The organism is Pseudomonas sp. GW821-FHT10C09 (assembly GCF_059415465.1).
Window position 1 is genome coordinate 77,842 of sequence record NZ_JBWKNG010000016.1, and the last position, 14,132, is coordinate 91,973.

General features: G+C 59.5%; 9 protein-coding genes and 1 pseudogene. 5 read left to right on the forward strand and 5 right to left on the reverse strand.

The features are described 5' to 3' along the window. Window positions 1–120: 120 nt before the first annotated feature. Entirely contained in the window at window positions 121–2,100 is a 1,980-nt protein-coding gene (gene mnmC, locus AC07N8_RS18020; protein ID WP_483841320.1) for a bifunctional tRNA (5-methylaminomethyl-2-thiouridine)(34)-methyltransferase MnmC2/FAD-dependent 5-carboxymethylaminomethyl-2-thiouridine(34) oxidoreductase MnmC1, read from the forward strand. 6 nt (window positions 2,101–2,106) lie between these two features. Here mnmC and AC07N8_RS18025 read toward each other — a convergent pair whose 3' ends face one another. Continuing rightward, window positions 2,107–3,204, reverse strand: coding sequence for an NEL-type E3 ubiquitin ligase domain-containing protein (locus AC07N8_RS18025; protein ID WP_493145294.1), 1,098 nt, complete (start codon window positions 3,202–3,204; stop codon window positions 2,107–2,109). Between the two features lie 2,712 nt (window positions 3,205–5,916). Beyond that, window positions 5,917–6,909: pseudogene (locus tag AC07N8_RS18030) on the reverse strand (dermonecrotic toxin domain-containing protein); the annotation flags it as partial. 296 nt (window positions 6,910–7,205) lie between these two features. Here AC07N8_RS18030 and AC07N8_RS18035 point away from each other — a divergent pair. The 4 genes from AC07N8_RS18035 to AC07N8_RS18050 all read left to right on the forward strand — a co-directional run bounded on the left by AC07N8_RS18035 (window position 7,206) and on the right by AC07N8_RS18050 (window position 12,478). Beyond that, complete coding sequence (locus AC07N8_RS18035; protein ID WP_493145199.1) at window positions 7,206–8,978, forward strand: N-acetylglutaminylglutamine amidotransferase; 1,773 nt, start codon at window positions 7,206–7,208, stop codon at window positions 8,976–8,978. Between the two features lie 3 nt (window positions 8,979–8,981). Continuing rightward, a complete protein-coding gene (ngg, locus tag AC07N8_RS18040) occupies window positions 8,982–10,730 on the forward strand; it encodes an N-acetylglutaminylglutamine synthetase (RefSeq protein ID WP_493145201.1) in 1,749 nt (582 codons plus the stop codon). Window positions 10,731–10,897: 167 nt separating this feature from the next. Further along, window positions 10,898–12,088 (forward strand): osmoprotectant NAGGN system M42 family peptidase, encoded by a 1,191-nt coding sequence (locus tag AC07N8_RS18045; protein ID WP_483841323.1) that lies wholly within the window; start codon window positions 10,898–10,900, stop codon window positions 12,086–12,088. A 162-nt stretch (window positions 12,089–12,250) separates the two neighbouring features. After that, on the forward strand, window positions 12,251–12,478 hold the full coding sequence (locus tag AC07N8_RS18050; protein ID WP_007945785.1) for a YheU family protein: 228 nt from the start codon (window positions 12,251–12,253) through the stop codon (window positions 12,476–12,478). A 5-nt stretch (window positions 12,479–12,483) separates the two neighbouring features. On the opposite strand, the gene csrA is transcribed toward AC07N8_RS18050, so the two are convergent. The 3 genes from csrA to AC07N8_RS18065 all read right to left on the reverse strand — a co-directional run bounded on the left by csrA (window position 12,484) and on the right by AC07N8_RS18065 (window position 14,035). Continuing rightward, complete coding sequence (gene csrA, locus AC07N8_RS18055; protein WP_483841324.1) at window positions 12,484–12,669, reverse strand: carbon storage regulator CsrA; 186 nt, start codon at window positions 12,667–12,669, stop codon at window positions 12,484–12,486. Between the two features lie 153 nt (window positions 12,670–12,822). After that, on the reverse strand, window positions 12,823–13,155 hold the full coding sequence (locus tag AC07N8_RS18060) for a YnfA family protein (RefSeq protein WP_483841325.1): 333 nt from the start codon (window positions 13,153–13,155) through the stop codon (window positions 12,823–12,825). Between the two features lie 64 nt (window positions 13,156–13,219). Next, window positions 13,220–14,035, reverse strand: a complete 816-nt coding sequence (locus AC07N8_RS18065) for an SDR family oxidoreductase (RefSeq protein ID WP_493145204.1) — start codon at window positions 14,033–14,035, stop codon at window positions 13,220–13,222. Window positions 14,036–14,132 lie beyond the last annotated feature (97 nt).

Below are 14,132 nucleotides of genomic sequence, written 5' to 3' on the forward strand. Positions count from 1 at the left end.
CCTTCCCAGATTGAGCAAGACTAGCGGATTGGGCCGATCACCCGCAGAGAAAATTCCCTGCCATGTGGGCTTTTGTGGCGAGGGGGCTAGAATGGCGGCCTTGTCGTTGCCGAGCCTGCCATGAAACCTGTATTGCCTCACGCCCAACTCGACTGGGACGACCAGGGTCGCCCGTATTCGCGAGTGTTCGACGACGTGTATTTTTCGGACAAGTCCGGTCTTGAAGAAACCCGTTACGTGTTTCTCGAACAAAACAATTTGCGTGAGCGTTTTGCGGCGTTGGCAGACGGTGGCCGATTGGTCATTGGCGAAACTGGCTTCGGCACCGGGTTGAATTTTTTGTGTGCCTGGCAGTTGTTTGAGCAACACGCTGTGGCGGGTGCGCGGCTGCACTTTGTCAGCGTTGAAAAATACCCGTTGAACGCACCCGACTTGCAACGGGCCCTGGCGCTGTGGCCGGAACTCAAACCGTTCGCCGATCAATTGCTCGCGCAATACGTGGCGATCCATCAAGGCTTCCAGCGACTGATCCTCGACAACGGCCGCGTCACCCTGACGCTGCTGATCGGCGACGCACTGGAGCAGTTGCCGCAACTGGACGCGCAGATTGACGCCTGGTTTCTCGACGGTTTCGCCCCGGCGAAAAATCCCGACATGTGGACCGCCGAACTGTTTGCCGAACTGGCACGGCTGGCAGCGCCCGGCTCGACCATCAGCACGTTCACCAGCACCGGTTGGGTGCGTCGCCTGCTGAACGCGGCGGGCTTCAAAATGAAGCGCACGCCTGGCATTGGTCACAAATGGGAAATCCTGCGGGGCGTGTTCCTCGGTTGGCCCGAAGACAGCGCCGCAGCCGTCAGCGCAAAGCCCTGGTTTGCTCGCCCGACGCCGCTGGACGGCGAACGTCACGCACTGGTGATCGGTGCCGGGCTGGCTGGCTGCGCCACGGCTGCCAGTCTCGCTGCGCGGGGTTGGCAGGTCAGCTTGCTGGAGCGTCACGACGCGCTCGCGCAAGAAGCCTCGGGCAATCCACAAGGCGTTTTGTACCTAAAGTTGTCGGCCCATGGCACGGCTTTGTCACAGTTGATTGTCAGTGGTTTTGGCCACACCCGTCGGTTGCTCGAGCAGTTGCAACGCGGTGTCGACTGGGACGATTGCGGCGTACTGCAACTGGCCTTCAATACCAAGGAAGCGGAACGTCAGGCACAGTTGGCGGCGGCGTTTCCCGACGACCTGCTGCACCTGCTTGATCGCGAAAAAGCCGAGCATCGCGCCGGTATCGCGCTGCAATCGGGTGGCCTGTTTTACCCCGAAGGCGGCTGGGTGCATCCACCCGCCCTGTGCCACTGGCAAGCAGCGCATCCGCACATCCGGATTCTTACCCATCGTGATGTGCTGGAACTACGCCGCGTCGATGGGCGATGGCAAGCGTGGGATGGCCAATCATTGCTGGCCGACGCTCCCGTGGTGGTGCTTGCCGGCGCCGCAGAAATCAAGCGTTTCCCCTACAGCAGCGAACTGCCGCTCAAACGAATTCGCGGTCAGATCACCCGCCTGCACCAGACACCAGAAAGCCAAAGCCTGAGCACCGTCGTGTGTGCCGAAGGTTATGTCGCACCGGCACGTTTGGGTGAACACACCCTTGGCGCGAGCTTCGACTTCAACAACGATGACCTGACACCGACCGCTGCCGAGCATGTCGGCAATCTGCACATGCTCGAAGAAATCTCGATGGACCTGGTCGCGCGACTCGGTGCAGACACCTTGCAACCTGAAGCACTTGAAGGGCGCGCAGCGTTTCGCTGCACCAGCCCGGATTACTTGCCGATTGTCGGCCCCCTGGCCGACAGCCAGGCATTTACCGACGCCTACATCGCCCTGAGCAAGGATGCCCGACAAACTCCGGACATCCCTTGCCCATGGCTGGATGGCTTGTACGTCAACAGCGGCCACGGTTCACGGGGGCTGATTACCGCACCGTTGTCGGGCGAGTTGCTGGCAGCGTGGCTGGACAACGAACCGCTGCCATTGCCCAGAGCCATCGCCGAAGCCTGTCATCCAAACCGCTTTGCCTTGCGGCGTTTGATCCGGGGCAAGTAAAACCGCTCAACCGTCTGCCAGAGAGCAAGTGCCCAGCTCCACCATTTTTATGACGTCCTCGGTCAAGCGCTCGAAAACGGCATTCTCCGCCGTTTCTTTTTCGGTCTTGATCCCCGAGACCTGACTGAGATAATCGGCCGTCGTCAGGCTCTCGGCCTTATCAAATACCGCTTGTAACTTGGGTGGATACGTCGCACTGACCGAGGCGAATCGCCGAGGGTAATGGCGACTCAGGTAATCCGTCCAAAACGGTTGGCGTATCAGAAACCTCTTCAATTGCGATGACAGCTCCGCGCTTTTTATCTTGCCCTCCGCAATGTCGAGATCCGCCTGCTTCACACCACTCAAAGAGGCATAGCGCATGTGTGTGGGCTGTCCCGGCAAGTTCAGTGTGTTGGCCAGCCCGGTTCGATAGGCGAGGCTGACTTCCAGCGGATCAGCCTTGGGGTCCTGCTTGATGTGACTTTGAGCGATCTTTTCCAGCTCCTCAAGCCGAAACAGACCGCGGCCCAGCGTCAACAAATCTGCCGCCGTAGAACGCACACTACCGATGGGATTGATCACCTTCTCCACTTCCGTCGCCACTTCCAGATGACTGAAGTTCAATGCCGCCGAATCTGTGCAATTGATCGGGTTGGCCGCCAGTTCGAACACTTGCTCGCGCAGCGAGGTATTGGTCTGGGCGGCGTCCAGTACACTCCAGACTCGTCGGGTCATGTCCTCGCGCACATATTCGGCATCAGCGGTGTCGCCCAACTCGGCCAGTAGTCGAAACAGACCATCCGATGCCGGATCATCCTTGAATGCCGTCCATGTCGCGGTCCGCGCAGTCGAGGCCCACTCATCCGGCAACCAGAGTTCCCTTGCCTGTTGCTCGTTCAAGCGGGCAATGTCGTCTTCCAGGTAGCCCATGCCGACACCCACCCGTTCGCGAAATTGCTCGAGCAGGGTCTGACTGTTTTCAGAAAGAGGGTTATGCCGCAAGTTGAGCGTTTCGCTGAACCGCCGGGTGCTGCCGAACAACCACTCCGGTAGCTCCTTGATCTCATTGTCGCGCAGATCAACCCGGTCCAGATTGGGCAGGCGTGCCAGATTTCTCGGCATTTCAGTCGCGCGAGTGTCGCGCAATGACAGGTAACGCAAATCAAACAACCGGCCGACATCCAGCGTTGCACTGAGCCGGCGATTGGCGTTCAGGTTGAGGGTTTCAAGGGTTCGCAGGCCGTTCAACTTCTTCAAGGTCTGCTCGGTCAATTGCAGATCATTGTTCGCCAGGCTGAGGTGTTTGAGCCCAGGCATTTGCGAAAGAATTTCCGGCAGCAATGTCAGTTTGTTGGTATCCAGCTCCAGGGATTCAAGATTTTTGAACGCCTTGAGGAAGTACGCCACATCGTTATCCAGTTCCATGTCCTTGAGCGACAGGTATTGCACGTGATCAAAGGTGACCTCGGGTGGCAATATCGGGAGCTTGCCGACTCGCATCTGGTCCAGACTCAAACCCGGTACCGAAATCCCCTTCTCGTTGCGTATATAAGACAGATGGCGCCAGCTGTTTTCCATGATGTCGGACACTTGCGAACGACTCTGGCGCCGCTCACTCACGCTTTCGGTCGGCGACATTGAACCGGTCTCATCCGATCGCCAGGCACGGAGTGTACTTCGCAGCTTTTTCAGTGCCTGCTGTCGATTTTTGATCTGCCTCGCTCGATCCAGGTGGTCACTGCCCAACCCGTCAAGAAACGTCCGGGCCTGCGTTTCGGTAAACAGCGGGTAGAGTTTTCTGACTTTGCGAACCAGTGTTCGAGGATGAATCGAGCCGGCCACCGGTTCATCGGCTTGCAGGCAGTCCCCGGCCGGAGCCGCCTCTTCGATAGCCGCGCCTGAAAACAGTCGCTCGGCGATGGCTCTATCCTCAACGCCCTTACCCAGCAGGTTGTCACGCAAGCGCCACGCATCAATGTCCTCGATACCGGTGATGCCCAGGGCAGTGCGTTTCTCCAGGGGAAGCGCGCGCAAGATCGCGCTGTAGAGGCTGTTGGCCCCCGAAGCGGTGCCAAGCGACTTCCCGTCGCTGCCGAACGCTTCGTGTCCGCTGGCAGTGCTAATGATGACTCGTTTGAGTGCAGCATTTTCGTTACCTACGCTGGCCGTCAATGGCCCGGCGGGAGAACCTTCACGGAGCTCAATCCGCACCTCGTTGCTCCAGCCACGCAGACGGGAAAGCAACGGTATGGCCAGCTTCCGCGTGTCGGTTTCGGCAATGTCGGGTAACGAAAACCCGGTCAACGCCCGGTCCAGACGAATATCGGCCAACACTCGCCGCACGTTTTGCGCCAGCCCCATGGGAATCCGTCCTGTTGCTCGCAGGCGAAGGCGTTCGGTACTGGTTGAGGCTGCGATCAACTCCTGCGCCAGACCGGCGGGGAGCTCGGAAAAGACGCTGCGTACTTTTTGCACATCGCTGACGATGCTCTGGTCATACCGTTGATACAGGTGCTTGAAGACGGATCTGCGGTCAGCCTTCACCACCGCTCCGATTTTCTTTGCAAGCAATCCGCTCTCTGTACCTTTGGCGATGTTTTTGCCCAGCAATGCTTCGAGCTCACTCTGATACAGCCCAGCCACCACCGTATCCAGCAGCTCACCTTTGGCCAGCTGCGCCTCGGTCACCTCGACACTCAACTCTTCGTCCGGGACCAACGTCGTTGGCGGGTACATCGCGGTGATCTTGTGCTCGTCGTCGAGTACTTCGATGTAGCGGTCTGCGGGCCAGCCCGGCAGGGACGGCAAGGTATGCAGCTGTTCCTGGGCATACTCGGCACGCCGGGTATCGCCTTTCTCCATGTCCGCAATGAAACCGGTCAGCCGCTGCTCAATGCGAAAACGCGCGACGCTATCCTTGAATCGTGCAGGTAATCCCCTGTTTTCTTCGGCCAGATGATGCAACCGAGCGACAGGGGTGTCGGTGATTTTTCGTATGGGTTCCAACCGGCTTTCATCGAGTTCGGCCAGCTGGGGATCAATGCGTTTCAAAGCATAGAGACCGCTGCTCCACGCTTCCGGTTGCTCATGAGCGAAGCGCCAGCCACCCTCACCGTTTTGCTCGACAAACGGTGAAAAAGCGTCGCTGCGGGCGGGATGCCTGACTCGCCATGCGGCCTGCGCTTGATCGAAGGTAATCTCATAGGTTGCGTCGTCGATCTTGATGAAACGCCGGGCATTGACGTGATAGATGCCCTCGGCGTCGGCGATCACACTCATCAGCGGCGCTCGCTGATACGGCGCCCCGTCCGACAACCAGAGCCTGGGCTTATCCGCCGCATTGCTGATGGCGGTGAACCGACTGAAAAAATCCGGATGTTGCTCGACAGTCCTCCTGACCAGTGAACCGATGGCTTTGGTGCCGGCCGCAAATGCCGCCATCATGGCAATGTTTTCTGCAACGTTGAGCAGGTGGGCCATTGCCCCGGCCTTGTCATCATGGCGCCAGTCTTCAATACCGTCGTAGACCTCGCCCAACAGTTGCCCAACCGCTACGCCCATCATCAATTGCCCCAGCACGGGAACAAAAAAACCGGCGATGTTGGCGATCAGCAGACCTGCCTCTTCGTATCCTTCCAGACGCTTGTGCCGCGCATCGGCGTCAACATCTGCCGTCGGCACCGCCAGGAGCAATGCATCACTCTGCAGCTTCGTGACATGGCTCTGGTAAAGGAAATTGAACAGCGTCGCCAGAATGGGAGGCGCCTGCAGGTTCATATCCTTCTTTTGTGTAACAGAGGTGTAGAAGTCGGCTTTGTTGCTTTCATCGATGTAGCTGGCGAAAAAATCCGCGTAGGGGCGATCCTTCAGCTGTCGGGTCAAATAATGCTCGAACAGCGCGAAGGTGCTGTATTCGTACAACGGCCGGCTCGGCTCGTTCGGCATGTACACGACACACCCGTCGACCGGATGATCCTTTAGCGAGCGTTTTGAGAAGATGATCACTCCCCAGACACAGGTTCCGAACAACTCCAGCCCTTGTGTATGAACCGGCAGATTCTCGTAGAGAATGGACTTCACACCCGCAGCGCTGACCGCGCCGCTGTTCAACTCCAGGCTTTGCAGCATCTGAAACGCCGAATTGCCAATGTCGCCCTTCAATAGCGCGGTATGAGCATCAACCTTAAGGGCGTTCATTTTGAGTCGACGGATGTCCAGGCCCACCGCGGCAGGTTTGAAGGTGGCCTCGAAATGAGTTTGGTAGCGCGTCCCCAAATCCAGATCGCGACACACTTTGGCAAACGCCATGGGCGTCAGCCGGGGTAAACCCTCCGGCGTTGAAACCAGACGCACGATCCCGCCAGGAGGGAAGCCATCCTCAGCCGTTTCGTCCTCGGTGAAGTTATGCATCGCGGCCTGTAACAGGCTGCGTTTGGCGATCACTTTCCGTTTGGCTAGATCATCGGTCGCAGTGGAACCGGGGCAACCGCAGTCGAATCCCGGTAACTCGACGCCGTCATTTTCAACGTCGAATGCAACAGCGAATTGCTTCGTCAGCGCTTCCGTCAATTCAGAGCGGCAGAACTCGTACAGCGGCTTGAGCGCATCAAGCGTCGGTTGAACCTTGGCCTGACAAACCTGCAGTTCACGCATGGCACTGGCAAGCGCAGCAATCTGTTCAGGTGTGGCGGCGGTCAGCCAGGTGGGCAAAGTCTTTTGAAGCGTTTCGGCACTGTCCAGATCGCCAGTCATGTCGATCAAAGCCGATAGTCGGTCTGATTCCGTGAATGGCTTGGCAGCCGGGGTGACGGGGTCCTTGTCTGACATTTGCAATGTTCCTTATTGCATGCAGGAGAGGCCATAAAGTAGCCCCTCCAAGCGGCAATGAATAACTCGGAAAACTAGCGTATTCAGTGGCTTATGCAGCAGTATTTTCAATGCTTCGCAGCAATATGTACCGCACGCCTTAAGCGTTTTTCAGGTAAAGCCGCCCTGCCCGACGCGAGGGCTTATTACTTATCGATCTAAAACTCCCACGATCTCACCGGGTCAGTTTCTGAGTACCCGCCGTTTTGGCCGGGTATCGATTGACCCTCCCCAACGGAAAAACCGGTAAGGATTTTATGTGCGGATTAGCTGGCGAGTTACGCTTTGATCATCAACCTGCGGACCTCGCGGCCGTTGAACGAATCACCCACCACCTGGCCCCTCGCGGCCCTGATGCGTGGGGTTTCCATGCCCAAGGGCCGATTGCGCTTGGCCATCGTCGGCTGAAAATCATGGACCTGTCGGACGGCTCGGCGCAGCCGATGGTCGACAACCAACTGGGCCTTTCCCTGGCCTTCAATGGCGCGATCTACAACTTCCCGGAATTGCGCACCGAGCTGGAAAATCTTGGTTATGCCTTCTATTCCGGCGGTGACACCGAGGTGCTGCTCAAGGGCTATCACGCCTGGGGCGAAGCCTTGCTGCCCAAGCTCAACGGCATGTTTGCCTTCGCCATTTGGGAGCGCGACGCCCAGCGCCTGTTCATCGCCCGCGACCGTCTCGGTGTGAAGCCGCTGTACCTGTCGCGCACCGGCCAGCGCCTGCGCTTTGCCTCGGCGCTGCCAGCGTTGCTCAAGGGTGGCGACATCAACCCGATACTCGACCCGGTGGCGCTCAATCATTACCTGAACTTCCACGCCGTGGTCCCCGCGCCGCGTACCCTGCTGGCCGGCATTGAAAAACTGCCGCCTGCCACCTGGATGCGCATCGAGGCCGATGGCCGCACCGAGCAGAAAACCTGGTGGACCCTGCCCTACGGCCCTCGCGCCGACGAAACGAACCTGACCCTGGAAGACTGGCGCGACCGGGTGCTCGACAGCACCCGCGATGCGGTGGCCATTCGTCAACGGGCGGCGGTAGACGTCGGCGTGCTGCTGTCGGGTGGCGTCGATTCGAGTTTGCTGGTCGGGCTGTTGCGTGAAGTCGGTGTGGAAAACCTGTCGACCTTCTCCATCGGTTTTCAGGATGCCGGCGGCGAGCGTGGCGACGAATTTCAGTATTCGGACCTGATCGCCAAACACTACGGCACTCAGCACCATCAGTTGCGCATCGACGAAAAAGAGATCATCGAGCAACTGCCCGCTGCGTTCCGCGCCATGAGCGAGCCGATGGTCAGCCATGACTGCATCGCCTTTTATCTGCTGTCCCGCGAAGTGGCCAAGCATTGCAAAGTGGTCCAGAGCGGCCAAGGCGCGGACGAGTTGTTCGCCGGCTATCACTGGTATCCGCAAGTCGACGGCGCCGCTGATCCGTACACCGCCTACCGCGAAGCATTCTTCGACCGCAGTTATGACGATTACGCCGCCACCGTGCAGCCGAAATGGCTGACAGCGAATGACGCCGCCGGTGACTTCGTAAAGGAACATTTCGCACAGCCCGGCGCCGATGCGGCGGTGGACAAAGCCCTGCGTCTGGACAGCACGGTGATGCTGGTGGACGACCCGGTCAAACGCGTCGACAACATGACCATGGCCTGGGGCCTGGAAGCACGAACGCCGTTTCTCGATTATCGACTGGTGGAATTGTCGGCCCGTGTGCCGGGCAAATTCAAATTGCCCGACGGCGGCAAACAAGTGCTCAAGGAAGCGGCGCGCCTGGTGATTCCGAGTGAGGTCATCGACCGCAAGAAGGGTTACTTCCCCGTGCCCGGCCTCAAGCATCTGCAAGGCGATACGCTGAACTGGGTGCGCGAACTGCTGCTCGATCCGAGTCAGGATCGCGGTCTGTTCAACCCGGCGATGCTCGACCGTTTGCTGACTGACCCGCAGGGTCAATTGACTCCGCTGCGCGGCTCCAAGCTGTGGCAACTGGCGGCCCTGAACCTGTGGCTCAGCGAGCAAGGAATCTGATCGATGAAACCCCACGCCACGGCTTACAGCCAACGCTTGTTGCGCGGCCAGACACCTTCTTATGAACGCTTGCAGGCGCGACTCGCCGAAGACGGCAGCGAACTGAGTGCCGCACCGATTGCCGTGCATTGCGGCTGGGGCCGGCTACTGATCGGGCACACCTTCCCCGATCCGGCCAGCCTCGCCCAGGAGCTGCTCAATGAGCAGCCGGGCGAGCGCGACATTGCGTTGTATGTTGCCGCGCCCCAGCAGATTCTGGGCCTGGAACCGGCGCAGCTGTTTCTTGATCCGTCCGACACTTTGCGTTTGTGGTTCAGTGATTACCGTCAGGCCACTCGCGTGTTTCGTGGTTTCCGTATTCGCCGGGCACAAAGCGATGCGGACTGGCAGGCGATCAATCAGTTGTATCAGGCGCGCGGCATGTTGCCGATCGATGCAAACCTGCTGACCCCGCGTCATCTGGGCGGCCCGGTGTATTGGCTGGCCGAGGACGAAGACAGCGGCGCGATCATCGGCAGTGTCATGGGCCTCAATCATCACAAGGCATTCAACGACCCAGAGAACGGCAGCAGCCTATGGTGCCTGGCGGTCGATCCGCATTGTTCGCGGCCGGGCGTCGGTGAGGTGTTGGTGCGGCACTTGATCGAACACTTCATGAGCCGTGGCCTGAGTTACCTGGACTTGTCGGTTCTGCACGACAACCGCCAAGCGAAAAGCCTTTACGCCAAGCTCGGTTTTCGCAACCTCTCGACCTTTGCGATCAAGCGCAAGAACGGCATCAATCAGCCGTTGTTTCTCGGGCCGGGGCCGGAGGCGGAATTCAATCCGTATGCGCGGATCATTGTCGAGGAAGCCCTTCGACGCGGCATTGATGTGCAGGTCGATGACGCCGATGCCGGCCTGTTCACCCTCAGCCATGGCGGGCGCCGGGTGCGCTGCCGCGAATCGTTGAGCGACCTGACCAGCGCCATCAGCATGAGCCTGTGCCAAGACAAGAGCCTGACCCACAAGGCGCTCAAAGCCGCAGGGCTGAACCTGCCTTCGCAACAATTGGCCGGCAACGCCGATGACAACCTGGCGTTTCTCGATGAGCACGAGCGGGTGGTGGTCAAGCCGCTGGATGGCGAGCAAGGCCAGGGCGTCGCCGTGGATTTGCAGACCATTGAAGAGGTGCAGCAAGCCATCGAAGCCGCCCGCGCGTTCGACAGTCGAGTGCTACTTGAAAGCTTTCACCAAGGCCTGGACCTGCGGATTCTGGTGATCGGGTTTGAGGTGGTGGCGGCGGCGATTCGGCGCCCGGCGGAGGTGGTTGGCGATGGTCAGCATTCCATTGGCGCACTGATCGAAGCCCAGAGTCGACGGCGGCAGGCGGCTACCAGCGGCGAAAGCAAAATCCCGCTCGATCATGAGACCCAACGCACGTTGCATGCGGCGGGTTACGACTACAGCAGCATTCTGCCGGCGGGTGAGCATTTGTTCGTACGGCGTACGGCGAATCTTCATACAGGCGGGATTCTGGAGGATGTCACTGCGATTCTGCATCCGACCTTGGTGGATGCAGCGGTGCGGGCGGCGCGGGCACTGGATATCCCGATGGTCGGGCTCGACTTGATGGTGCCGGCGGCCGATCAGCCGGAGTATGTGTTTATCGAAGCCAATGAGCGCGCCGGGCTGGCCAACCATGAACCGCAGCCGACGGCTGAGCGGTTTGTGGATTTGTTGTTTCCGCACAGTCAGCCGGCGGCCCTTTAGATCTGTAGTGCTTGAACTGGCCCCTTCGCGAGCAAGCCCGCTCCCACAGGGATACGCGGTCAAATGTGGGAGCGGGCTTGCTCGCGAAGGCGGCGTGCCAGGCACCAAAAATTTAACTTATCCCCCTCATCGAAACCATCGATGTTCTGTACCCATCAGGAGTTTCCATGACCAGCAAAATCCCTGAACCGGATCTCAACTACCTGCAAAAAGTCCTGCTGGAAATGCTCGCCATTCCCAGCCCCACCGGGTTCACCGACACCATCGTGCGCTATGTCGCCGAGCGCCTCGAAGAATTGGGCATCCCCTTCGAAATGACCCGTCGCGGCACCATCCGCGCAACGCTCAAAGGCAAGAAGAACAGCCCCGACCGCGCGGTGTCCGCGCACCTGGACACCATCGGTGCGGCGGTTCGCGCCGTGAAAGACAACGGACGCCTGACCCTGGCGCCGGTCGGTTGCTGGTCCAGTCGTTTTGCCGAGGGCAGCCGGGTCAGCCTGTTTACCGACAACGGCGTGATTCGCGGCAGCGTGTTGCCGCTGATGGCTTCCGGGCACGCCTTCAACACGGCCGTGGACGAAATGCCGATCAGCTGGGACCACGTCGAGCTGCGCCTGGATGCCTATTGCGCCACCCGCGCCGACTGCGATTCGCTGGGGATCAGCGTGGGTGACTTCGTGGCCTTCGACCCCTTGCCGGAGTTCACCGAAAGCGGTCACATCAGCGCCCGTCACCTGGACGACAAGGCTGGCGTTGCGGCGTTGCTCGCGGCGCTGAAAGCCATCGTCGACAGTGGTGAAGAATTGATGATCGACTGCCATCCGCTATTCACCATCACCGAGGAAACCGGCAGTGGTGCAGCGGCCGCGCTACCGTGGGATGTCAGCGAATTCGTCGGTATCGACATTGCGCCCGTTGCGCCCGGCCAACACTCCAGCGAACACGCGGTGAGCGTGGCGATGCAGGATTCCGGCGGGCCTTATGACTATCACTTGTCGCGACATCTGCTGCGCCTGGCCAGTGACAACGAGTTGCCCGTGCGCCGCGACCTGTTCCGTTATTACTTCAGCGATGCGCACTCGGCGGTGACGGCCGGACATGACATTCGCACCGCCCTGCTCGCCTTCGGTTGCGACGCCACGCACGGTTATGAGCGTACGCACATCGACAGCCTGGCGGCGCTGAGTCGATTGCTCGGTGCCTACATCCTGAGTCCGCCAGTGTTTGCCAGTGATGCGCAACCGGCGAAGGGGTCACTGGACCGATTCAGTCATCAGCTTGAACATGAGACGCAGATGGAAAGTGATACGCGAGTGCCTTCGGTGGATAGCCTTGTCGGGCAGCGCAACGATAGCTGACATCTTCATTGTTTGATCTTCCGCTTTCGCGAGCAGGCTCGCTCCCACAGTTGACCGCATTCCCCTGCGGGAGCGAGCCTGCTCGCGAAGGCGGCGAGCCCGAGGCTAGCCGCGACCGATCATTCGCCGTAGCATCCCGACATTGTTTTAGCCGAGGTGCCTATGCTGATTCCCTACGACCAACTTGAAGTCGACACCCTGACCCGCCTGATCGAAGATTTCGTGACCCGTGACGGTACGGACAACGGCGATGACACACCGCTGGAAACCCGCGTATTGCGGGTTCGCCAGGCCTTGACCAAAGGTCAGGCACTGATCGTGTTCGATCCGGAAAGCGAACAGTGCCAGTTGATGCTCAAGCACGATGTGCCCAAGCACCTCTTCGACTGAGCGGCTCAGCGACCTTTGGTCTTGGCCAGTTTGACCTGGATGCGTTCATAGACCTCGGCGCGATGCACATTGACGTTCTTCGGCGCTTCGACGCCAAAGCGCACGCTGTTGCCGCTGACGTTGAGGATGCGCACTGAAATGTCGTCACCGATGGAAATCATCTCGCCCACAACGCGACTGAGTACAAGCATGGTATTGGTCCTTGAGGGTTACCGGCCCTTGAAGATGCCCGGCGTTTAGCGGGTCTTCAATGCGAAGACGGCAAATCAGTCCAGCCCTACAACACTGGAAGAACCCTCCTGACGGAAGCGTCCGACAAATCGATTGAATGCAGGACCAATCCTTCAGGATGCGGAAAAGCGCGGGCCAAACAGAATGACGCTCGCGCCGATCACACACAGCGCCACGCCGATCCAGTCCGAGCCCAGCGGACGAATCCGCTCGACCACAGCCAGCCAACCAATCGAGGCGATGATGTAGATCCCACCATAGGCGGCGTAGGCCCGCCCGGCGTAGGTGGCTTCGACTCGGGTGAGCAGGAGCGCGAACACAGTCAGGCTGAGCAGTGCCGGCAGCACCCACAAAACGCTTTTGCCTTGGCGCAGCCACATCCAGAACGCGAAGCAGCCGGCTATTTCGAACAGCGCCGCGAGGAAAAACCACAGGTAATTGAGCATGCAGGTGTCTCGTTAGAGTGACCGATGCCGGCCACCCTAACGACGCGGTTGCCTACGGGCAAGTTCAGCCCGCGCTTTGTTTGGCCTTGGCGCGCATTTTGTCGGCCATGAGGGTCATTTCGTTGTAGAGCAGTTGCGGGTTTTTCTGCTTGATCGCCCAGGCCATGCGGCCCTGTTCGTGAGGCAGGATCATGAACTCGCCGGCAGCCACCTGGTTGTAGATGTACTCGGCAATGTCGGTGGCGGTGATCGGCGAACTTTCCAGCAGTTTACCGACCTGGGCTTTCATCGCAGGCGTGGGGCCACGGAAAGAGTCGAGCAGGTTGGTCTGGAAGAACGACGGGCAAACCACATGCACGCCCACTTCCTGTTGCGCCAGTTCGATCAACAGGCTTTCGGACAGCGCCACCACGCCGGCCTTGGCCACGTTGTAGTTACTCATGGCCGGGCCTTGCATCAGGGCGGCCATCGACGCGATGTTGATGATCTTGCCTTTGCTTTTCTCCAGCAGCGGCAGGAACGCCTTGCAGCCCTTGACCACGCCCATCAGGTTGATCGCAATCTGCCAGTCCCAGTCTTCCAGCGACAGTTCACTGAAGAAGCCGCCCGAGGCAACACCGGCGTTGTTGACGATGACATCGATGCCGCCGAGCTTTTCTTCGCAGGCCTGGGCGAACGCGGTCAGCTGGCTGTAGTCGCGCACATCGCAACGCTGGATAAAACCATCGCCACCGGCGTCGCGAACCAGCTTCAAGGTTTCTTGCAGACCGGGCTCGCTGACATCCGACAAGGCCAGTTGCCAGCCTTCACGCGCCCAGCGCAGCGCGATTTCGCGACCCAGGCCCGAGCCCGCGCCAGTGATCATCATGCGATTTTGCATAGCAAACAGCCTTGTGGTTCCGGGAAAGATGCTCTGAGTGTAGCGAAGGTCCTTGCCCGACCCACGCTCCATCAGATTGCTGAATGGCCCGAACAAA

What these genes read in the sequence shown, in the direction of transcription:
- mnmC (WP_483841320.1), top strand. Translation starts at nt 121, where the DNA reads ATGAAACCTGTATTGCCTCACGCCCAACTCGACTGGGACGACCAGGGT.
- AC07N8_RS18025 (WP_493145294.1), bottom strand. Translation starts at nt 3,204, where the DNA reads ATGCCGAGAAATCTGGCACGCCTGCCCAATCTGGACCGGGTTGATCTG.
- AC07N8_RS18035 (WP_493145199.1), top strand. Translation starts at nt 7,206, where the DNA reads ATGTGCGGATTAGCTGGCGAGTTACGCTTTGATCATCAACCTGCGGAC.
- ngg (WP_493145201.1), top strand. Translation starts at nt 8,982, where the DNA reads ATGAAACCCCACGCCACGGCTTACAGCCAACGCTTGTTGCGCGGCCAG.
- AC07N8_RS18045 (WP_483841323.1), top strand. Translation starts at nt 10,898, where the DNA reads ATGACCAGCAAAATCCCTGAACCGGATCTCAACTACCTGCAAAAAGTC.
- AC07N8_RS18050 (WP_007945785.1), top strand. Translation starts at nt 12,251, where the DNA reads ATGCTGATTCCCTACGACCAACTTGAAGTCGACACCCTGACCCGCCTG.
- csrA (WP_483841324.1), bottom strand. Translation starts at nt 12,669, where the DNA reads ATGCTTGTACTCAGTCGCGTTGTGGGCGAGATGATTTCCATCGGTGAC.
- AC07N8_RS18060 (WP_483841325.1), bottom strand. Translation starts at nt 13,155, where the DNA reads ATGCTCAATTACCTGTGGTTTTTCCTCGCGGCGCTGTTCGAAATAGCC.
- AC07N8_RS18065 (WP_493145204.1), bottom strand. Translation starts at nt 14,035, where the DNA reads ATGCAAAATCGCATGATGATCACTGGCGCGGGCTCGGGCCTGGGTCGC.